Raw genomic sequence first — 19,869 nt, forward strand, 5'->3', positions numbered from 1 at the left:
CGTGCTGCCCTCCCCTGACGAGGCTCCTTTTATGAATCTATGTCGCTGCTTTTTCAGCCTGCTGCTGCTGATGCCGCTGTTGGCCAGTGCCGGACCGGCGGCTGACTTTGCCGCCGCCAGCCGCAGTCAGCAGGCCACGCTGCTGCAACAGTGGGCCGCCGCACCGGACAGCCATCGCCTGCCGCTGCTGGAAGCGCTGCATGCCGAAACGGTGGTCATCGACCAGAATAAACAGCCGTTCAGCCAGCAGGGATCCACGCTGCAGCCGCTGGATGCGGTGGCGCAGCCCACGGGAAACCTGAAAAAGCTGTTTATGAACAATCGTCTGCGCGTGCTGGTTAACAATGCGCTGGCCGCCCACCAGCTTGTCAGCACTGATACGACCCTGCGTCTGCGCGCAGCGCAGCAGCTGCAAAGTGAGGGCGTTGCCGACCAGCTGCCGCTGCTGGAGCAGCGTTTTGCCGCCGAGCAGGACAGCCGGGTCCATGCCGCACTGGCGCTGGCGCTGGCGAACCTGCAACTGGCAGATGGCGAGCCGATGGTGCGTCTGCGGGCGGTGAAACTGCTGGGTGAGTCCAGCGATCCCAATACGCAGGCCAGCCTGCAACGCCTGACTCAGCCCGCGAATGAACCGGACGCCACGGTGCGGGCCGCCGCGGCGGAAAGTCTGCAACAGATTCAGAAACGGCTGATGTGGGGCGATCTGCTGGGGCAGGCCTTCAGCGGCCTGTCGCTGGGTTCCATCCTGCTGCTGGCCGCGCTGGGCCTGGCGATCACCTATGGCCTGCTCGGGGTGATCAACATGGCGCACGGTGAAATGCTGATGCTCGGCGCTTACGCCACCTGGTGGGTACAGAGCCTGTTTCAGCAGTTTGCGCCGCACTATTTAGCCTGGTATCCGCTGCTGGCGCTGCCGGTCGCCTTTCTGGTTACCGCCGCCATCGGCATGGCGCTGGAACGCACGGTGATCCGCCATCTCTATGGCCGTCCGCTGGAGACGCTGCTCGCCACCTGGGGGATCAGCCTGATGCTGATCCAGCTGGTGCGGGTACTGTTCGGGGCGCAAAACCTGGAGGTGGCGAATCCGGCGTGGCTTTCGGGTGGCTTGCAGCTGCTGCCCAATCTGGTGCTGCCGTGGAACCGCATCGCGGTGATCCTGTTTGTGGTGTTTGTGCTGGCGCTCACCTGGCTGCTGCTGAACCGGACCCGCCTTGGCATGAACGTGCGCGCCGTGACACAGAACCGCGCCATGGCAGATTGCTGCGGCGTACCGACCGGCCGCGTCGATATGCTGGCGTTTGGACTCGGCTCGGGCATTGCCGGGCTGGGCGGCGTGGCGCTGTCGCAGCTCGGTAACGTCGGACCGGAGCTGGGCCAGGGCTACATTATCGACTCGTTCCTGGTGGTGGTGCTGGGTGGCGTCGGTCAGCTGGCGGGCACCGTGGTTGCCGCGTTCAGCCTGGGCATTCTCAACAAAGTGCTGGAGCCGCAGATTGGCGCCGTGCTGGGCAAGATCCTGATTCTGGTGATTATCGTGCTGTTTATTCAGAAACGTCCGCAGGGGCTGTTTGCGGTAAAAGGAAGGGTGACTGACTGATGACGCAACCCATCACGCTTCGCGTGGCGCGCACCGCGCCGCGCCTGACCATCAGCATCGGCCTGGCGATTACCGTGGCGCTCCTGGTGATGCCGTTTCTGGCGCTGCTGCCCGCCACGCATCCGCTGGCGATCTCCACCTATACCCTGACGCTGGTCGGCAAAATCCTCTGCTACGCGGTGGTCGCGGTGGCGCTGGATCTGGTGTGGGGCTACGCCGGACTGCTGTCGCTGGGCCACGGCCTCTTTTTCGCCCTGGGTGGATATGCCATGGGCATGTATCTGATGCGCCAGGCCGCAGGCGAGGGTTTACCCGCCTTTATGTCCTTTCTCTCCTGGCGTGAACTGCCCTGGTTCTGGACCGGCACCGACTATTTCGTCTGGGCGCTCTGCCTGAGCATGCTGGTGCCGGGCCTGCTGGCGCTGATTTTTGGCTTTTTTGCCTTTCGCTCGAAGATTAAAGGCGTCTACTTCTCCATCATGACCCAGGCGCTGACCTACGCCGGGATGCTGCTGTTCTTCCGTAACGAAACCGGTTTTGGCGGCAACAATGGCTTTACCGGCTTTACCACCCTGCTCGGCTTTTCGGTGACGGCAACCCCCACCCGTATCGGGCTGTTTATCGCCACGGTGCTGCTGCTGCTGCTGAGCCTGGCGATCGGCTTCGCCCTGGCGCGCAGCAAATTTGGCCGGGTGCTGACTGCGGTGCGGGATGCGGAGAACCGCCTGATGTTCTGTGGTTACGACCCGCGCGGTTTCAAGCTGTTTGTCTGGACGCTCTCCGCCGTGCTGTGCGGCCTGGCCGGGGCGCTCTATGTGCCGCAGGTCGGCATTATCAATCCGGGTGAGATGTCACCGGCCAACTCGATTGAAGCGGCGATCTGGGTGGCGCTGGGCGGACGCGGCACGCTGATTGGCCCGCTGCTGGGCGCGGCGATTGTGAACGGCGCACGCAGCTTCTTCACCGTCGCCTTTCCCGAATACTGGCTCTTTTTCCTGGGGCTGATGTTTATCCTGGTCACGCTGTTTCTGCCGCACGGCGTGATTGGCCTGTTGCGCCGGAGGAAAAAATGAGTGATGTCCTGTTTACCCAAACTCAGCTGGCGGATCGCCATCGGGTGCAGCGCGATCCGGTGCTGCAACTGGAGAAGATCAGCGTGTCGTTTGAAGGCTTCCGGGCGCTGACCGATCTTTCGCTGCAGATTGGCGTCGGGGAACTGCGCTGCGTGATCGGCCCCAACGGCGCGGGCAAAACCACGCTGATGGATGTGATCACCGGCAAAACCCGGCCCGATGCCGGCCGGGTGATCTACGACCAGGACAGCGATCTGACCCGTCTCTCACCGGTGGAGATCGCCCGCGCCGGGATCGGCCGCAAGTTCCAGAAGCCAACGGTATTTGAGGCGTTAACCGTGTTCGAAAATCTGGAGATCGCGCTCAAAGCCGATAAATCGGTCTGGGCCAGCCTGCGCGCCCGCCTCAGCGGCGAACAGCGTGATCGCATTGATGAGGTGCTGAAACTGCTGCGGCTGGGCGGCGAACGCCAGCGTCGCGCGGGCCTGCTGTCGCATGGCCAGAAGCAATTTCTGGAGATCGGCATGCTGCTGGTGCAGGAGCCGCATCTGCTGCTGCTGGATGAACCGGCCGCGGGCATGACCGACGCCGAAACGGACTACACCGCCGAGCTGTTCCGCAGCCTGGCGGGCAAGCATTCGCTGATGGTGGTAGAGCACGATATGGGCTTTGTCGAAACCATTGCCGACCACGTGACGGTGCTGCATCAGGGTCAGGTGCTGGCCGAGGGTTCGCTGCGCGACGTGCAGGCCAACGAGCAGGTTATCGACGTTTATCTGGGGCGCTGAAATGTTACAGGTTACTGAACTGAATCAATATTATGGCGGCAGTCATATTCTGCGCGGCCTGTCTTTTGAGGTAAAGATTGGCGAAATCACCTGTCTGCTGGGGCGCAATGGCGTGGGGAAGACCACGCTGCTGAAATGCCTGATGGGGCTGATCCCGGCGAAATCGGGCGAGATTCACTGGCAGCAGCAGCGCATGAATGGCCGCAAGCCGCACCAGCGGGTGCAGGCTGGCATCGCCTATGTGCCCCAGGGGCGGGAAATCTTTCCGCGTCTGACGGTGGAAGAGAATCTGCTGATGGGGCTGTCACGCTTTCCGGCTGCGCAGGCGCGTGAAGTGCCGGAGGAGATCTACCAGCTCTTTCCGGTGCTGCTGGCGATGAAGTCACGCCGGGGCGGCGACCTCTCTGGCGGTCAGCAGCAGCAGCTGGCGATTGGCCGGGCGCTGGCCTGTCGGCCCCAGCTGTTGATCCTTGATGAGCCGACCGAAGGGATCCAGCCTTCGGTGATCAAAGAGATCGGCGCGGTGATCCGCCAGCTGGCGCAGCGGGGAGATATGGCGATCCTGCTGGTGGAGCAGTTTTATGACTTCGCGGCGGAGCTGGCGGACAGCTATCTGGTGATGTCGCGCGGAGAAATTGTGCAGCGTGGCCGCGGCGACACCATGGAAGCAGAGGGTGTGCGCGGCCTGGTGGCGATTTAAACCCGGCTCAGAGTAAGCCAGTCTCGACAGAAAAGTGGCGCTGTTCACCGTGCGCCAGGGTGATCAGCGTGCCAGCCTGCTGCGCGGCAAGAAAGCCCTCTGGCCGACAGGTGGCGGGCAGAATATAGGCCGCCACCTGCTGATCGTGGTTATGCAGCAGCCAGCGAGTGGCGTGCGGGAACTGCGCGGTAGAGAAGCGCGTCATCAGCGCATAGCCCTGCGGCGCATGCAGCTCAAACTGCACCTCATCGCCATACTGCGGCAGATCGTCCGCGAAAAAGACGATCTCCGGATCGCAGAGCTGCGGCTGATCGAGCTGCTGCAACGCCTGCGGATCGCGCGCCAGCCGATCAGTGTAATCCCGCCAGGCGGGCGTTGGTCGCAGATGCGCCGGGATCGAGCGACGCAGCTGGAATGCTTGTTCGGGGATCGACTGCCGGAAGCGGCCCTGATCGATCCACGCGCTGTTGAGGTGACACATATACTGCAGCGGCATCGGCGCGCCAGCCAGATTAGTGACCGTCATCTCGATCGTCAGCCGGGGCTGGTCGGCCGCGATGCGGACGGCGGGTGCGGCCAGGTAGTGATGGCCGAAGCCTTTGACATATTCACACTCCCCTTCCAGCGACAGCGTCTGATCCTCCAGCACCAGCCAGGCGCTGTCCATGCGGGCGCAGGCCATCTCACCATGCAGCGGATGATCGTCCTCTGGTGCGGGACAGCCGTTGGCCAGCAGCCCTGAATGAAACGCGAAACAGCCATAGGTGTCGATGATCGAATTTGCGGGCAGCGGCTGCTTAAAACTGTGGCCCATGGTCAGGTGATGATCGTCGAACTCTGCGTCCCAGATCATCTGCCCGAGAAACGGCAGCACGGTCACGTTGCCGCGCCGGTTATGAATGCGTACCGCCTCAATGCCCGCCGGATAGCGAAACAGCTCAACCCGGAAATCATCGCTCTCCAGCAGCACCCAGGGTGTGGTGTGAAACTGTTCACGCGCTAAGGGTAAACGGGTTTTCATGGTAACTCCTCCGCCAGACGACCGGTCGCAACCGGCTGTTTTTTATGGCGCAGTTCGCCATAGAAGTAGAATCCGACCCAGGCGAAACAGAGCAGCGAGACGCCAAATGCCAGCTGCATAGAACCCAGTGAGTCCGAAACCAGGCCCTGCAGCGCCGGGACAAAGGCCGCACCGACAATCGCCATCACGATAAACGCGCCCGCGACTTCGGTGTATTTATTATCGACCGTCGCCAGCGTTCCCGCGTAGATCGTCGCCCAGCAGGGACCAAACAGCACGCTGACAAAGACGGCGGCGTAGACGGCGGTAAAGTTCGGCACCAGCATCACATAAGCCAGCGTCAGCACGCCCAGCACCGAATAGGCAATCAGCACCTTCCCGGCGCGGAAACGGGTCATCAGGAAGTTCGCCACGAACTTGCCGATAAAGAAGCAGATGAAGCTGTAGATCATAAAGTTCGAGGCGTGACGTTCATTAGTTGCCCCCAGCGTCAGCGCCAGACGAATGGTAAACGACCAGACCGCGACCTGCATGCCGACATAGAGAAACTGGGTCACAATTCCACGTTTAAAGTGTCGGTTGCCAGCCAGATAGCGGAACGTCTCGCCCAGCGAAGGGCGCGATCTCTCGCTGCTTTCGGGTTTACAGCGCGGATAGCGGGTGAACATAAACAGCACCATCACCACCACCAGCACCATCACCAGATATTTGTAGGGCTCCAGCGTGTGTTCCAGCATCGTCAGGCGGAACGCATGTGCCTGCTCTGCCGTCATGGTTGCCATCTGACTCTCCAGGCTTTCACCCTCCTGAAACACCAGATATTTGCCCAGCACGATCCCCATCAGCGCCCCGATCGGATAGAAGGTCTGACTGACGTTGAGGCGCAGCGTGGCGTGATCACGATGGCCAATCATCGAACTGTAAGTGTTGGCGGCGGTTTCCAGGAAACTCAGGCCGATGGCGATGGCAAATATCGCCGCCAGGAACATGATGTAGGTCGCCATGTGCGAGGCGGGATAGAAGGCGATACAGCCGGCAATGTAGAGCGCCAGGCCGATCATGATCGCCATCTTGTAACTGGTCTTGCGGATCACCAGCGACGCGGGGATCGCAATCAGAAAATAGCCGCCATAAAAGGCACTCTGCACCAGCGCACTGGCAAAGTCGCTCAGCGCAAATACGCTTTTAAACTGGGTGATCAGGATATCGTTAAGACTCGCCGCACAGCCCCAGAGCGGAAAGAGGCACGACAGCAGAATGAACTGGAACAGCGGCGTTTTATTCAGATAGCCATCAGATTGCTGAACAATTTTCTGTTGCATGGCAGAACCTCAGTTACGGTTGAGAAAACGCTGGAAACTCTCTGCGTCGGGATAGGCGCGCTGGGTGCCGCGCCCGGTGACGCTGCAGGCGGCATAGGCAGACGCCTGGGTCATGGCGGCGGCCACATCGCCGGTTTTCACCAGCAGATACGCAAAGCAGCCGATAAAGGCATCGCCCGCGCCGCTGGTGTCGACCGCCTGAACCGGTGTGGCAGCCACGCGATGGACCTCGTCGCCGCTCATCCAGATCGATCCCCGGCTGCCCAGGGTGATGATCAGATTTTTAAGGCCGCGCTTCAGCAGCGACTGTCCGGCGACGATCACCTCTTCATCACTGCTGACCGGCAGGCCGGTAAGGATCTCCAGCTCGGTTTCGTTGGGCATAAAGAAGTCGCATTTGCAGGCGTAATCAATATCAAGCGTGGCGACGGCTGGCGCCGGATTAAGGATCACTTTGATCTGATGCTGGCGGGCAAAATCGATGGCGTAATAGACCGTCTCCAGTGGGATCTCCAGCTGCAGAATGATCAGCTGGCAGGCTTTCAGCGCCTCTGCCGCGTCGTCGATATCGGCCGGTTTCAACTGCTGGTTTGCGCCCTTGATAATCAGAATGCGGTTCTGCGACTGGTCATCGACAAAAATCGGTGCCACGCCGCTGGAGGTGCCCGCCGCCGTGGTGACGAAGCGCGTGTCCACGCCCTGCTGTTGAAGGTTTGCAACGGTGTTCGGAGCAAAGAGATCGTCACCGACCTTGCTGACCATCATCACGTTGCCGCCCATTTTTGCCGCCGCGACCGCCTGGTTGGCCCCTTTACCGCCGCAGCCAATGGCAAAGTCGGGCGCTTCAAGGGTTTCACCCGCTTTCGGCAGGCTGTTGGTATAGGTAATCAGATCGACCATGTTTGAGCCGATGACCGCAATTGTCATGACCTTTTCTCCCGGATGTTTTTTAAACTTAAAATGTTATTAAAGTAACAATAACAATTCTTAAAGGTTAAATATGTGACAAAAACCACATCCTGACACGGTGGTGATGGGCGAATAACGGCATGCAATGGGACTTTCAGTGTTATTATTATAACAATCTAACATCACTGAACGCGGATGGTGAAAGCCACAACCGCCCGCGGTGATGTGCCGATATCACCACACGCTGACAGCACGGCGGAGGTTTGCGGCCCTCACGGATTGCGGGTAAGATTGACTGCCAGCCTGGCGGATGAGACGCAACTCATTCAAATCTGTGAGGTTTGTAGCGTATTGACGTCGATCCCGGCGTCTTTCCTCCGCACTGCAGGATAGGGAACAGAGAGATGACCATGGAAACCCGGCGCGACGAACGCATTCACAAGCTGACGCAGGCGCTGAAACGCACCGACAAACTGCATCTGAAAGATGCGGCCCAGCTGCTTGGGGTCTCAGAGATGACGGTTCGCCGCGATTTAACCGAGCCGGGCTCCAGCGTGGTCCTGCTGGGCGGCTATATCGTCAGCGATCCGAAAAGTCATGCCAGCCACTATTTTGTCAGCGACCAGCATGGCCAGAATGCCGCCAGAAAGCAGCGGCTGGCACAGGCGGCCGCCAGCCTGATCAACGAGAACGATACGGTCTTTTTTGACTGCGGCACCACCCTGCCCTACATCGTGGATGCGATTCCCGACACCCTGTCGTTTACTGCCATCTGCTGCGCCATGAATACCTTTCTGACGCTGAAAGAGAAACCGGCCTGTAACGTGATTCTCAGCGGCGGTGAATTTCATGCCGACAACGCCCTGTTTACGCCGATTGGCGTGCATACCATCCTTGACGATCTCTGCCCGACGCTGGCCTTTATCTCCGCGGCAGGCATCGACAAAGATCAGGGCGCGACCTGCTACAACACCAATGAGCTGATGATGAAGCATCACGCCATGCTGCGCGCCCGAAAATCGGTGCTGGTGGCTGACAGCAGTAAATATGGCAAGGTGCTGCCTGCCCGCATCGCCGAGCTGCAGCGCTTTGATCTGCTGGTGAGTGACAGCGCGCCCGATCAGGCGTTGCAAAACTGGCTGGCCCAGCAGGCGATCCCGCTGCGTCTGCCCTGACGCCTCTTTCTGACATGCTCTCCTGACTCTGTCAGCGATTGAGTGTGGAAATCAGTCAGTTATGCCTGGCAATGCCCGGCATCGGCTCCGCCACGCTAATATTCGCCGCCCCCCGGCTGGGATTAAACGGTGAAAAAGGCTAAACTTCGACATCATTCCAACGACCAACAGACCCAGAGGCTCAAACCAACGTGGCTCAATTCGTCTATAGCATGCATCGCGTCGGCAAAGTGGTTCCGCCGAAGCGACATATCCTGAAAAACATCTCGCTCAGCTTCTTCCCTGGCGCAAAAATTGGCGTACTCGGCCTGAACGGCGCGGGTAAATCTACCCTGCTGCGCATCATGGCCGGCATCGATAAAGATATCGAAGGGGAAGCGCGTCCGCAGCCAGGCCTCAAGATTGGCTACCTGCCGCAGGAACCGCAGCTTAACCTTGAACACACCGTGCGTGAGTCGGTAGAAGAAGCGCTGTCAGAAGTCGTTGGCGCACTGAAGCGTCTCGACGAAGTCTATGCGCTCTATGCTGAAGAAGATGCAGACTTCGACAAACTGGCCGCTGAACAGGGCCGTCTGGAAGAGATCATCCAGGCTCACGATGGTCACAACCTGAATACCCAGCTGGAACGTGCTGCCGATGCGCTGCGCCTGCCTGACTGGGACGCGAAAATCGCCACCCTTTCCGGTGGTGAACGTCGTCGCGTCGCCCTCTGCCGCCTGCTGCTGGAAAAACCAGACATGCTGCTGCTGGACGAACCGACGAACCACCTGGACGCCGAATCTGTCGCCTGGCTGGAGCGCTTCCTGCACGACTTCGAAGGTACCGTCGTCGCCATTACGCATGACCGTTACTTCCTGGATAACGTTGCAGGCTGGATTCTGGAACTTGACCGCGGTGAAGGGATTCCGTGGGAAGGTAACTACTCCTCCTGGCTGGAGCAGAAAGATGCGCGTCTGGCGCAGGAAGCCTCTTCTGAAGCCGCTCGTCGTAAGTCGATTGAGAAAGAGCTGGAGTGGGTGCGCAAAGGGCCAAAAGGCCAGCAGTCTAAAGGCAAAGCCCGTCTGGCACGCTTTGAAGAGCTGAACAACACCGACTATCAGAAACGTAACGAAACCAACGAACTGTTCATTCCGCCAGGTGCCCGTCTGGGTGACAAAGTGCTGGAAGTCAGCAATCTGCGTAAGTCCTATGGCGACCGTGTGCTGATTGACGATCTTTCGTTCTCGGTACCGAAAGGCGCGATTGTCGGCATTATCGGTCCGAACGGCGCGGGTAAATCGACGCTGTTCCGCATGATGTCTGGTCAGGAACAACCTGATTCGGGCGAGATTGTACTGGGTGAAACCGTGAAGCTGGCGTCCGTGGATCAGTTCCGCGACAGCATGGATAACGCCAAAACCGTGTGGGAAGAGGTTTCCGGCGGTCAGGACATCATGCGCATCGGTAACACCGAGATGCCAAGCCGCGCCTATGTCGGCCGCTTTAACTTTAAAGGCGTCGATCAGGGCAAACGCGTAGGCGAACTGTCGGGTGGTGAGCGTGGTCGTCTGCACCTCGCGAAGCTGCTGCAGGTTGGCGGCAACATGCTGCTGCTCGATGAACCAACCAACGACCTGGACATTGAAACCCTGCGCGCGCTGGAAAACGCCCTGCTGGAGTTCCCGGGTTGTGCCATGGTGATCTCGCATGACCGCTGGTTCCTGGACCGTATCGCCACGCACATTCTGGATTATCAGGATGAGGGCAACATCGAATTCTTCGAAGGTAACTTTACCGAATATGAAGAGTACAAGAAGCGTACCCTCGGCGCCGAAGCGCTGGAGCCGAAGCGCATCAAGTACAAGCGTATGACGAAGTAATGGCAGGCTGATTAATATTAAAAAGGGAAGCGGGCGCTTCCCTTTTTTGTTTTTTTAAAGCGGCGTCCATTGTTCAATATGCCCTTGATGCTCATCATCGTGTGTTTTAAATAAAATACAGGTTAATTTACTTTTTTTATCAAAACCAATGATGATATTATCACCAGGCACTGCGAGTTCCATTACCGGATTACCCTCATAATAGAGCCGAAATTCAGACCGGCTTTCATGTGACTCTCTGGCATCATACCAGGTGACTGATGCACTGCAGCTGACATCGCTGCCCCTGAGTACAAAGTCTGCTTCAATCTCTTTATTTTCGTTACCCAGAATATTTTTAAGGGCTGTTACACCATTAAACTCTCTTTGATCATAAAGTTCACTTTTTGATAAAGTTTTAATACAAGCACTTTTCAAATTTTGAGCTTTCATAACATTTCTCTTCCTTTGAGAAGAACAGGAAGTGCCATCATAATTAATGCAATGTAATTTTCTGTTACAGGTATCAAAGTTACAGGTTACGGTTATACCTTTTATTTTAAGTTCAGCGATAAAACTCCCTGAACACCGGTGACTGCAGCGCGAACTCAATAAACCGCGCCAGCGCAGGTGAATTCAGTTTACGGCCCGGATAGACCAGCCAGAGCTCATTCCCCTCTATTTCCCATTCCGGCAGTACCGGCACCAGCCGGGGATCCGCCATCGCCCCATCGGTCAGAAAGTGCGGCAGCAGCGTAATGCCCGCATCGCCCAGCGCAGATTCGCGCGCATAGAGCAAATTGTCGGTGAGATGGCCCGGCGGCAGCAGCCAGCGATAGAACTCATCATCGCGCTGCAACACCCATTCATTCCAGGCGCGATGCGCAATACAGCGGTGGGCCGACAGCTGCTGTGGATGAACCAGCGGCGGATGCTGATCAAGATAGCGCTGTGATGCAACCAGCAGTCGCGGGCAGTTGCCTATCCGGCGGCCAATCAGCGAGGACTCCTGCGGCTGGCCGGTGCGCAGCGCCACATCAAAGCCCTCCTGCACCAGATCACGCATCTCATCGGAGATCGAGACATCCAGCGTCACATCGGGATAGAGACGTAAAAACGCCGCGTTACAGCGCGCCAGCAGCGTGGCACCAATCCCCGCCGGGCTGGTGATGCGCAGACGCCCGCTGGGGTTTTCACGCAGGCTGGCGATCGCCTGATCGGCGCGTTCACTGGCCTGCATCATCTCCTGACAATGCAGCAGATAGCGCTCACCGGCAAAGGTCAGATTGAGCTGGCGGGTGGTACGGTTCAGCAGACGAATCCCCAGCCGCTGCTCCAGCTGGCTGATGCGCTGACTGACGCTCGATTTTGGCAGCCCTGCGCGTTCTGCCGCGCCGGTAAAGCTGCCGCACTCCGCCACCAGCGCAAACAGCGCCATATCCTGCCACTGACGAAACGCCATTGTTCACCTCAGACGAACACTCTATGAAAGATTGTCCATCTTATCACCGCTAAAATCAGGTTCTACACTTAAAGCCTGTTCCGAATCATCAGCCAGTCTGCCGCGAACAGCGTGGCACAGCCCCTGCGGAGTGTGAGCACTCTCCAGGGCCAGAATGGCAACCACAAGATCCAGGCTTCCAGCCTGACTAAACAGGAAAAATTTATGTCTATTCGCGCTATCGCAATTAATCCGGAAAGTCCTGAAAGCTTCACTGAAATTTTCCCTGAAACCCCAGCGCCAGGTGAGTATGACCTGCGGGTCGAAGTTAAAGCCGCGTCGGTCAACCCGGTTGATACCAAGGTGCACAAAGGGGCGATGAAGAACGGCCTGCAGCAGCCTCGCATCCTCGGCTGGGATGCCAGCGGTGTGGTGCTGGAAGTGGGCAGCAAAGTCAGCAACTTTAAGCCAGGCGATAAAGTTTTTTATGCAGGTGACCTGACCCGTCCCGGCAGTAACAGCACCGAGCAGCTGGTTGACTCACGCATCACCGGTCACAAGCCAGAGAGCCTGGACTGGGCGCAGTCCGCTGCGATCCCGCTGACGGCCCTGACCGCCTGGGAAGGACTGTTTGAGCGACTGAACCTGGAGTCAGCAACGGAAGATCAGACGCTGCTGATTGTGGGCGGCGCAGGCGGTGTGGGATCGCTGGCGATCCCGCTGGCGAAACTGCGCAGCAAGGTGAAGATCATTGCCACCGCTTCGCGTGAAGATTCCGCGCAGTGGTGCCGCGATCGCGGCGCCGATCTGATGATCAACTACAAAGATATGATTGGTGAGCTGGAAAAACAGGGCATTAAGCAGGTCGATTATATCTTCTGCCTCAATGATACCGACGGTCACTGGGAGACCATGGCAAAGCTTATCGCCCCGCAGGGCCATATCTGCACCATCGTGGAAAACGAACATCCGCTGTCGATGGATCAGCTGAAGCTGAAGAGTGCTGCCCTGCATTTCGAGCTGATGTACACCCGCAGCATGTTTAACACGCCGGATATGGCGCGTCAGGGTGAGATTCTGGATGCCGTCTCGGCGTTGCTGGATGAAGGGAAGCTGCAAACCACACTGAGCGAGACGCTGCACGGCTTAAGCGTTGAGACCTTAACCGCTGCCCATCAGCGCGTGCTGGAAGGCCACATGCGCGGCAAAGTGGTGATGGTGTATTAATGCGCTGACCCGGCTGCCCTGCGGCAGACCGGGTCACAGCATGCGTTACGGCTGGGCGTTTTTCTCGCCCAGCATCGCTTTCACCAGTTCAATGCAGCGCAGGAACCGGGTGTCATAATCATCTTCCTGCACGTGCAGGAATTCGATGTTGTTTTCACGCAGCATCGTCACCAGCATCGACTGAAACTCCCGTCGATCAACGGAACTGCCCAGGCTGCGCAAGCCATCGGCAACCCAGGGCACGTTGTTCTCCAGCAGAATCACCAGATCAAAGCGATATTCATCGATCAGTGCCTGCACAAACGGATGTTCACGCCCCTCATACTTCAGACAAAACGCCTGCGTGGTGACAAAGTCGGTGTCGATAAAGGCCACTTTATTGGCGTATTTAACCGCGAAATCGATGTACTGCGCCTGGCCCAGCGCGATCTTGTCGTAATCAGAATATTGCAGTGCCATTTCATCACCGCCCAGGTGGGAGAAGACATAGTCGCGGCCATATTCCCAGGCACTGGTGGTGTTGAAGATGTTGGCGAGTTTATTCACCAGCGTCGATTTACCGCTCGACTCACCGCCGAGGATCGCCACGGTGCGCACAAAAAAGGGTTTTACTTCGGTCGGGATGTAATCCCAGAAGCGGAACGGATCCTGACGGATCTGCGCGCCGCTGATGCTCATAAAGGATCGGCTGGGATCGACCAGCACGGTCTGAATGCCAAGATGCTGCTGATACATCTCCGCATCGGGCGCTTCGCTGGTGTAGATGCAATCCGGCGCAATACCATGCTCGCTTAGAAACGCGCTGACGCCCTTACTCCAGACATCCCAGCCGTGCGGATAGGGCTCGATCCCCTCCTCATCAAAGGCGTGAATACGGATATTTTTCTGATACTTAAAGGTCTGTAACAACCAGCGCAGGCGATCGCTGACCGTGGGCTGTTGTGACATCGCACTGTTCTCAAACAGCTCGCGGTCACGTGGTTCGTCATAGCCCATAATGATATGCAGCTCATCGACCTGGCTACAGGCGCGCTGAATCAGATAGATATGGCCGGTGTGCAGCGGATAGAACTTACCAAACACCACGCCCACCGTTTTATCGCGGCGCGGAAACTCCAGCCCCAGAAAACGGTGCAGCGCCTCCAGCTTTTGCGCGCTGGGGCTTTTGATTTTGGCATTGAGCAACTGGCTCAGATAGCCTTTGGTCATGCCGCTGGCGTCAGCGACCTGTTGCAGCGTGTGGCCCTGCTGGCGAATGGCCGTTTTCAGATAATCAAACGACGACATGTCGTGCCTCCTGCATCAATGCGGTTAAGGTGGGAGCGGCCTGCCAGCGGTTTTTCGCTGGCGGCCGCAGGCGCGTTACAGATCGTCCAGAATCGCCAGCGCATCGGCCAGCTTCTTCGCGCTGAAAACCTGCATCCCGGCAATCGGTTTTTTCGGTGCATTCCCTGCCGGTACAATAGCGCGTTTGAAGCCATGCTTCGCCGCTTCAGCGATGCGCTCCTGACCGCTGGGCACCGGACGGATTTCGCCCGCCAGTCCCACTTCGCCGAAGATCACCAGATCCTGCGGCAACGGACGATCGCGCAGGCTCGACACCATCGACAGCATCAGCGCCAGGTCAGCACTGGTTTCAGTGACTTTGACGCCGCCGACCACGTTAACGAACACATCCTGATCCGCCATCTGCAATCCGCCGTGCCGGTGCAGCACCGCCAGCAGAATCGCCAGACGGTTCTGCTCCAGACCCACTGCCACGCGGCGTGGATTGCCCATCATCGAGTGATCGACCAGCGCCTGAATCTCCACCAGCAGCGGTCGCGTTCCTTCCCACAGCACCATCACCGAACTGCCCGAGGTGACCTCTTCGCCGCGCGACAGGAAAATAGCTGACGGGTTGCTGACTTCACGCATGCCCTGCTCGGTCATGGCAAACACACCCAGTTCATTGACCGCGCCGAAGCGGTTTTTATGACTACGCAGGGTGCGGAAGCGGGAATCGGCATCGCCATCCAGCAGTACCGAACAGTCGATACAGTGCTCCAGTACTTTCGGTCCGGCCAGGGAGCCATCTTTGGTGACGTGACCGACCATGATGATCGCCACACCGCGCGTCTTGGCGAAGCGCGTCAGGTAAGCGGCGGTTTCACGCACCTGGGCGACGCTGCCCGGCGATGACTGGATCTCCGCCATGTGCATCACCTGGATCGAGTCAATCACCATCAGTTGCGGCTGCTCCTGTTCGGCGATCAGGCAGATCTGCTCAATGCTGGTTTCCGACAGCATATTCACATTTTCGGTAGGTAATCCCAGACGATGGGCGCGCATCGCCACCTGTTGTAGTGACTCTTCACCGGTGACATACAGGGTTTTCATGCCCTCTGACAACCGGCACATCACCTGCAACAGCAGCGTGGATTTGCCTGCGCCGGGGCTGCCGCCAATCAGAATGGCGCTGCCCGGCACCACCCCGCCGCCCAGCACCCGGTCAAACTCTTTGAAGCTGGTAGAGAAGCGCGGTAACGCCTCTAAACTGATTTCAGAGAGCTTCTGCACCCGGCTGGTTCCGGCGCTGCCGGCATAGCCACTCAGGCGCTCGTTACGCGCAGCCGCGGGCGAGGCGGCAATGCGCACCTCAGTGATGGTGTTCCAGGCATGACAGGCGCTGCACTGCCCCTGCCAGCGTGGGTAATCTGCGCCACATTCGTTACAGACAAATGCGCGTTTTGCCGCTTTGGCCAAATCAGTACCTCAGTTAACGCTCTTCGTGGATCAGGCTGCCGGTGAGGATGCAGAACACCCCCATTAAATCGGCATGGCGAATGGTGACCGCAGTCTGCTCATTCACCTTAGGTTTAGCATGGAACGCAATGCCCAGCGCTGAGGCTTTGATCATCAGCAGGTCATTGGCACCATCGCCGATCGCCACCGTCTGTTCCGGCGCGATGTCAAAACGCTGCGCCAGCTTCTTCAGGGTATCGGCTTTGTATTGTGCGTCGACAATCGGTCCCAGCACGTTGCCGGTCAGTTTGCCGTCGCGAATTTCGAGCTCATTAGCGACCACCGCCGACAGATGCAGCTTGTCGCGCAGGTATTCGGCGTAATAGGTAAAGCCGCCAGACGCGATGGCAACCTGCCAGCCCAGCGCCTGCAGCTTCTGCGTCAGGGTGGTTAAGCCTGGCATCAGCGGCAGGGCATCACGCACCTGTTTCAGAATATTGGCGTCCGCGCCCTGCAGCGTGGCCACGCGCTGACGCAGGCTGGCGGTGAAGTCGAGTTCGCCGCGCATCGCGCGTTCCGTGACTTCCGCCACCTGCTCGCCGCAGCCGGCCAGTTTTGCAATCTCATCGATGCACTCGATCTGAATCGCGGTGGAGTCCATATCCATCACCAGCAGGCCTGGCGTTTTGAGATGCGGGATTTTGCCCAGCGGCGCAACATCCAGGCCAGCGTCGTGCGCCAGCTTGCTGGCAAACGGCGTCAGCGATCCCGCCAGGCGAATCACCTGATACTCATCGACGTTCCAGGCGCTGACGATCACCATGGCGGCACCCAGCTGGTGCTGGTAATCGGTCAGCCGCTGCTTATCCAGCCCGCGACCATACAGCAGCCAGCCGGTACGGCCAGCGCGATAATCCAGCGGCATCACTTCATCACCGCTAAGAGAAAGGGGCAAACCCGGCCAGAGAGAGACATCGGCGGGAAGATCGCACCAGGTTAAACGATTTGGCATCAGAGCTCCTGTAGGGACAACAAAACCACGCAAGAGGCTACCTTGTCTGCGCCGCTTCTGGCAACATAATCTCCAGGCTTTCTGTTGTGATATGACCCGGATGATTAATGGCTAAAACCGCACTGAAATTTCGCTTACATCGTACCGTGATCGTTCTCATCTCGATGGCGCTGCTGGTCGTGCTGATGCAGGGCGCATCCTGGTTCAGTCTCGGCCATCAGGCGGCACGTTCTGAACAGGTCGAGGAGCTGGCGCATACGCTGACCAGCCAGGTGGCGTTCAGCCTTAAGCCATTGATGGACAACAGTGAAAATAATCGGACTCAGATAGAAGCCATTCTTAATCAGATGACGGCTAACAGCCGTATTCTGGATGCATCGGTCTATGACGGCGACGGCAGCCTCGTGGCGCACAGCGGTGAAAACATCAATGTACGCGATCGGCTGGCGCTCGACGGCCAGCGCGCGGGCAGCTATTTCAACCATCAGATTGTGCAGCCGCTGGCCGGAAACGAGGGTCCGCTGGGCTTTTTGCGCGTGACGCTGGATACCCATGTGCTGGTCACCGACTCGCATCAGGTCGATAACACCACCAATATTCTGCGTCTGATGATGCTGCTGGCGCTGGCTATCGGCATTATTCTCTCACGCACCCTGCTGCGCCACCGCCGCACCCGCTGGCAGCAGTCGCCATTCCTGCTCACCGCCAGTACACCGGTGAAAGAGGACCGGGATGAGGACGACGAGAAGAAGGAGTAGTGTTCCGGCACTGCTGTAAAGATAAAACAAGAAAGGCCCGCACAGCGGTAATGCTGGTCAGTTAAGCAGCAGGTGATAACGCAGTCTGGTGCCGGGCAGGGGCTGGCGGTCCTCGCGCCGCTGCGCGGTTCCTTCACGTCATTCGCCTGCCTGACGGACCGCCGGGGATGGCACATCCTGTGCCGCCCCGCCTTTCGCCCGCGTCCTGCGGGCTCTCCTGGCAGACTCATTCTGTTCAGCGCTGCGGATTGCCTGCCCCTGTCCGGCACCTGCCTGCTCTGAAACTTCAGTGTGTATTGTTAAAAAAGGGCACGAGAGTGGAGGCCTGAGCGCCGCTGCTGCTGAAAGGGCTATCCACAGCGCTGAGGCGTGACGGCGGGCCAGAAGTCCACGCCGGGAAGCGTGGACAGTTCGGGGCCGGCCAGGGAGGGCCGATCCCCGAACGGTTCGTCGGCACGACGTCAAAGCCGAAGGTACCGCGTGAGCGGCGCGAGGACGGCCCGGCAGCAGCAGAGGTGCGCTGGCCCGCACTTGCGGCTCGCTCGCCCAAAAAAACTGCCACGTTTAAACGTGACAGCCTTATACAAATCTAATCTTAACTGACCAGCATTACCGCTGTGCGGGCCTTTTTTATGGGAAAGATGCTGATTTGCGAGGCGTCTTCCGTCAGCCGATGAGCAGCGCTTCCAGCTCACCCAGCGATTTGACCTGCCAGGTGGGCTTAATATGTTCCGGCAGCGGCCGGGTGCCATGATCGAGCCAGCAGGTTTTCACACCGGCATTCATGCCGCCCAGAATGTCTGACTCTGGCGTATCACCCACCATCAGCACCCGCTCACGATCCGGGTTGCCCATCAGATTCAGTGCGTAATCAAAAATCTCTGGCGCCGGTTTTGGCTGGCCGACCTGCTCGGAGATTACCAGCGCCGAGAAGTAATCGCGAAAACCGGTGCGCTCCAGACGCGTCTGCTGCAGCGCAGTAAAGCCGTTGGTGATGATGCCCATTTTCACCCGGCCATGCAGCTGGTTCATCAGGCTGACCGCGCCCGGCAGCGGCGTACAGATCTCTCCCATTGCGCTGAGAAAGCCGCTGTTGAGGATCTCCGGCGCAACGCTGAGCTTTTCGCTCCAGTGGTTGAAACGCTGAGTCTGCAGCTGTAACGCGGAGATAGCACCGTTCTGATAATCGACCCACAGCGGCTTGTTTATCGCCTGATAATCGCTGTAATCCTGGTCGGTGAACTGCACGTCATAACCGGCGAACAGGCGCTGCAAACCGGCATAGGCGTCGAAATGAAAAAGGGTATCGTCGGCATCAAACAGGATGCAATCCCAGTTATCAATCATTAAAGCTCCTTAACACCGCTACGGCGTCAGTGCCATGAGAATGGCATCTTCACGGCCGCTGGCGGTGGGATAATAGTTGGGGCGACGACTGACCTGATTGAATCCAAGCTGCTCATAGAGCGCGATGGCGGGCAGGTTCGAAGCCCGCACTTCCAGCCACAGCGTCAGCACGTCGCGTTTGATCAATTCATCGATCAGATGCTGCAACAGCTGGCGTCCCAATCCCCGGCGCTGAAAAGCGGGATCGACCGCGATGTTAAACAGCGAGGCTTCGTCCAGTACCACCTGCGTAATCGCAAAGGCGGCCATTTTGCCGTCAACGTCGAGACGTAAATTGATAAAGCGCTCGCCCTGATTGCTGGCAAACGTCTTTTCACTCCAGGGAAACGCGTGACTACGACACTCAATGGCGAAGGCCTGCGCCAGATCGTCAGGGGTGAGTAAAGAGATGGATGTCATGGTTACACATCTGTTGCCAGAGCGCGCGTTTGGCGACGCCGCTGCTGATCAGTTCATTAAAAGAGGCGCTGGTTAATGCCACGCCATTGAAAGTCTGTTCGCTCTCTACGCCGAGCAGCCAGCCCGCGCAGTTCAGCGTTTCCGGCAGCATTTGCAGCTGATCCGGTGTCACGGTCATTACCTGAGCGGGTTGCAGATTGAGGGCATGCAGCACATCGCGCATAAGCGGTTCATGCAAACCGGGGGGCGCGTCAGCGACAATAATTAACTGCGTGTCCGGTGCCAGCGTGACGGCAATTTCGCCCTGAAGCACGCGCGGGCGGCGCAGTTGGTACTGCGTAATTCCCATTTGCTGTAAAAGCCAGTCGCGCCTGGACGTCATGGTGTTACCTGTTCTGCTGCCTGAATGCGACGCTATGCTAGCAAACCCATCGAACATGCGCCAACAAACCACTATAATCCCCGCTCAGATCTTACA

19 protein-coding genes are annotated in these 19,869 nt (G+C 58.3%); 8 read left to right on the forward strand and 11 right to left on the reverse strand.

Translation table 11 applies throughout. The features are described from left to right. The first annotated feature begins 31 nt into the window (after positions 1–31). The 4 genes from urtB to urtE are packed head-to-tail and all read left to right on the forward strand — an operon-like array spanning position 32 to position 4,158. Positions 32–1,597 (forward strand): urea ABC transporter permease subunit UrtB, encoded by a 1,566-nt coding sequence (urtB, locus tag FOV68_RS16945; RefSeq protein ID WP_039386423.1) that lies wholly within the window; start codon positions 32–34, stop codon positions 1,595–1,597. Further along, a complete protein-coding gene (gene urtC / locus FOV68_RS16950) occupies positions 1,597–2,670 on the forward strand; it encodes an urea ABC transporter permease subunit UrtC (protein ID WP_033769609.1) in 1,074 nt (357 codons plus the stop codon). The genes urtB and urtC overlap by 1 nt, the downstream gene beginning before the upstream one ends. Then, entirely contained in the window at positions 2,667–3,458 is a 792-nt protein-coding gene (gene urtD / locus FOV68_RS16955) for an urea ABC transporter ATP-binding protein UrtD (RefSeq protein WP_010253634.1), read from the forward strand. Before urtC ends, urtD begins: the two co-directional genes overlap by 4 nt. 1 nt (position 3,459) lies before the next feature. Continuing rightward, positions 3,460–4,158: an urea ABC transporter ATP-binding subunit UrtE gene (gene urtE / locus FOV68_RS16960; RefSeq protein WP_033769607.1), complete on the forward strand. Its 699-nt coding sequence runs from the start codon at positions 3,460–3,462 to the stop codon at positions 4,156–4,158. A gap of 7 nt (positions 4,159–4,165) precedes the next feature. Here the strand turns inward: urtE and FOV68_RS16965 are convergent, their stop codons facing one another. From FOV68_RS16965 to rbsK, 3 genes are read right to left on the reverse strand one after another with little or no spacing between them, the layout of a single operon-like run. Further along, positions 4,166–5,179, reverse strand: a complete 1,014-nt coding sequence (locus FOV68_RS16965; RefSeq protein ID WP_143991247.1) for an aldose 1-epimerase family protein — start codon at positions 5,177–5,179, stop codon at positions 4,166–4,168. Next, the gene (fucP, locus tag FOV68_RS16970; protein ID WP_143991248.1) at positions 5,176–6,501 is read right to left on the reverse strand and encodes an L-fucose:H+ symporter permease; all 1,326 of its coding nucleotides are present in this window, start codon (positions 6,499–6,501) and stop codon (positions 5,176–5,178) included. The genes FOV68_RS16965 and fucP overlap by 4 nt, the downstream gene beginning before the upstream one ends. Positions 6,502–6,510: 9 nt before the next feature. Then, the gene (gene rbsK, locus FOV68_RS16975) at positions 6,511–7,428 is read right to left on the reverse strand and encodes a ribokinase (RefSeq protein ID WP_064703492.1); all 918 of its coding nucleotides are present in this window, start codon (positions 7,426–7,428) and stop codon (positions 6,511–6,513) included. A 392-nt stretch (positions 7,429–7,820) separates the two neighbouring features. On the opposite strand from rbsK, the gene deoR reads away from it, so the two are divergent. Both deoR and ettA read left to right on the forward strand, forming a co-directional pair. Further along, entirely contained in the window at positions 7,821–8,585 is a 765-nt protein-coding gene (gene deoR / locus FOV68_RS16980; protein WP_010253621.1) for a DNA-binding transcriptional repressor DeoR, read from the forward strand. 191 nt (positions 8,586–8,776) lie between these two features. Further along, the gene (ettA, locus tag FOV68_RS16985; protein ID WP_031593292.1) at positions 8,777–10,444 is read left to right on the forward strand and encodes an energy-dependent translational throttle protein EttA; all 1,668 of its coding nucleotides are present in this window, start codon (positions 8,777–8,779) and stop codon (positions 10,442–10,444) included. Between the two features lie 54 nt (positions 10,445–10,498). On the opposite strand, the gene FOV68_RS16990 is transcribed toward ettA, so the two are convergent. Together FOV68_RS16990 and FOV68_RS16995 are read right to left on the reverse strand one after the other, a co-directional pair. Next, positions 10,499–10,876, reverse strand: a complete 378-nt coding sequence (locus FOV68_RS16990; protein ID WP_010253618.1) for a hypothetical protein — start codon at positions 10,874–10,876, stop codon at positions 10,499–10,501. 112 nt (positions 10,877–10,988) lie between these two features. After that, positions 10,989–11,885, reverse strand: coding sequence for a LysR family transcriptional regulator (locus FOV68_RS16995; protein WP_010253616.1), 897 nt, complete (start codon positions 11,883–11,885; stop codon positions 10,989–10,991). 204 nt (positions 11,886–12,089) lie between these two features. On the opposite strand from FOV68_RS16995, the gene FOV68_RS17000 reads away from it, so the two are divergent. Next, positions 12,090–13,091 (forward strand): zinc-binding alcohol dehydrogenase family protein, encoded by a 1,002-nt coding sequence (locus FOV68_RS17000; protein ID WP_143991249.1) that lies wholly within the window; start codon positions 12,090–12,092, stop codon positions 13,089–13,091. Between the two features lie 45 nt (positions 13,092–13,136). Here the strand turns inward: FOV68_RS17000 and nadR are convergent, their stop codons facing one another. The 3 genes from nadR to serB form a co-directional block, all read right to left on the reverse strand. Further along, positions 13,137–14,378 carry a multifunctional transcriptional regulator/nicotinamide-nucleotide adenylyltransferase/ribosylnicotinamide kinase NadR gene (nadR, locus tag FOV68_RS17005; RefSeq protein ID WP_010253612.1) on the reverse strand — a complete coding sequence of 414 codons (1,242 nt, stop codon included), beginning with the start codon at positions 14,376–14,378 and terminating at the stop codon, positions 13,137–13,139. Positions 14,379–14,453: 75 nt separating this feature from the next. Continuing rightward, a complete protein-coding gene (gene radA / locus FOV68_RS17010; RefSeq protein WP_031593287.1) occupies positions 14,454–15,836 on the reverse strand; it encodes a DNA repair protein RadA in 1,383 nt (460 codons plus the stop codon). A 13-nt stretch (positions 15,837–15,849) separates the two neighbouring features. After that, complete coding sequence (gene serB / locus FOV68_RS17015) at positions 15,850–16,827, reverse strand: phosphoserine phosphatase (RefSeq protein WP_033770935.1); 978 nt, start codon at positions 16,825–16,827, stop codon at positions 15,850–15,852. A gap of 107 nt (positions 16,828–16,934) precedes the next feature. On the opposite strand from serB, the gene FOV68_RS17020 reads away from it, so the two are divergent. Next, positions 16,935–17,585 carry a YtjB family periplasmic protein gene (locus FOV68_RS17020; RefSeq protein ID WP_010253606.1) on the forward strand — a complete coding sequence of 217 codons (651 nt, stop codon included), beginning with the start codon at positions 16,935–16,937 and terminating at the stop codon, positions 17,583–17,585. Between the two features lie 666 nt (positions 17,586–18,251). Here FOV68_RS17020 and yjjG read toward each other — a convergent pair. The 3 genes from yjjG to FOV68_RS17040 are packed head-to-tail and all read right to left on the reverse strand — an operon-like array spanning position 18,252 to position 19,773. Further along, the gene (gene yjjG / locus FOV68_RS17030; RefSeq protein WP_143991250.1) at positions 18,252–18,932 is read right to left on the reverse strand and encodes a pyrimidine 5'-nucleotidase; all 681 of its coding nucleotides are present in this window, start codon (positions 18,930–18,932) and stop codon (positions 18,252–18,254) included. A gap of 18 nt (positions 18,933–18,950) precedes the next feature. Beyond that, positions 18,951–19,391, reverse strand: coding sequence for a ribosomal protein S18-alanine N-acetyltransferase (gene rimI, locus FOV68_RS17035; protein WP_143991251.1), 441 nt, complete (start codon positions 19,389–19,391; stop codon positions 18,951–18,953). Next, a complete protein-coding gene (locus tag FOV68_RS17040; protein WP_143991252.1) occupies positions 19,363–19,773 on the reverse strand; it encodes a DNA polymerase III subunit psi in 411 nt (136 codons plus the stop codon). Before FOV68_RS17040 ends, rimI begins: the two co-directional genes overlap by 29 nt. Between the last annotated feature and the right edge of the window lie 96 nt (positions 19,774–19,869).

This window comes from Pantoea sp. paga, assembly GCF_007558755.1.
GTDB lineage: Bacteria > Pseudomonadota > Gammaproteobacteria > Enterobacterales > Enterobacteriaceae > Pantoea > Pantoea agglomerans.

Excerpts from the sequence above, each read along its gene's own strand:
- urtB (WP_039386423.1), top strand. The coding sequence starts at position 32 with ATGAATCTATGTCGCTGCTTTTTCAGCCTGCTGCTGCTGATGCCGCTG.
- urtC (WP_033769609.1), top strand. The coding sequence starts at position 1,597 with ATGACGCAACCCATCACGCTTCGCGTGGCGCGCACCGCGCCGCGCCTG.
- urtD (WP_010253634.1), top strand. The coding sequence starts at position 2,667 with ATGAGTGATGTCCTGTTTACCCAAACTCAGCTGGCGGATCGCCATCGG.
- urtE (WP_033769607.1), top strand. The coding sequence starts at position 3,460 with ATGTTACAGGTTACTGAACTGAATCAATATTATGGCGGCAGTCATATT.
- FOV68_RS16965 (WP_143991247.1), bottom strand. The coding sequence starts at position 5,179 with ATGAAAACCCGTTTACCCTTAGCGCGTGAACAGTTTCACACCACACCC.
- fucP (WP_143991248.1), bottom strand. The coding sequence starts at position 6,501 with ATGCAACAGAAAATTGTTCAGCAATCTGATGGCTATCTGAATAAAACG.
- rbsK (WP_064703492.1), bottom strand. The coding sequence starts at position 7,428 with ATGACAATTGCGGTCATCGGCTCAAACATGGTCGATCTGATTACCTAT.
- deoR (WP_010253621.1), top strand. The coding sequence starts at position 7,821 with ATGGAAACCCGGCGCGACGAACGCATTCACAAGCTGACGCAGGCGCTG.
- FOV68_RS16990 (WP_010253618.1), bottom strand. The coding sequence starts at position 10,876 with ATGAAAGCTCAAAATTTGAAAAGTGCTTGTATTAAAACTTTATCAAAA.
- FOV68_RS16995 (WP_010253616.1), bottom strand. The coding sequence starts at position 11,885 with ATGGCGTTTCGTCAGTGGCAGGATATGGCGCTGTTTGCGCTGGTGGCG.
- FOV68_RS17000 (WP_143991249.1), top strand. The coding sequence starts at position 12,090 with ATGTCTATTCGCGCTATCGCAATTAATCCGGAAAGTCCTGAAAGCTTC.
- nadR (WP_010253612.1), bottom strand. The coding sequence starts at position 14,378 with ATGTCGTCGTTTGATTATCTGAAAACGGCCATTCGCCAGCAGGGCCAC.
- serB (WP_033770935.1), bottom strand. The coding sequence starts at position 16,827 with ATGCCAAATCGTTTAACCTGGTGCGATCTTCCCGCCGATGTCTCTCTC.
- FOV68_RS17020 (WP_010253606.1), top strand. The coding sequence starts at position 16,935 with ATGGCTAAAACCGCACTGAAATTTCGCTTACATCGTACCGTGATCGTT.
- yjjG (WP_143991250.1), bottom strand. The coding sequence starts at position 18,932 with ATGATTGATAACTGGGATTGCATCCTGTTTGATGCCGACGATACCCTT.
- rimI (WP_143991251.1), bottom strand. The coding sequence starts at position 19,391 with ATGACATCCATCTCTTTACTCACCCCTGACGATCTGGCGCAGGCCTTC.
- FOV68_RS17040 (WP_143991252.1), bottom strand. The coding sequence starts at position 19,773 with ATGACGTCCAGGCGCGACTGGCTTTTACAGCAAATGGGAATTACGCAG.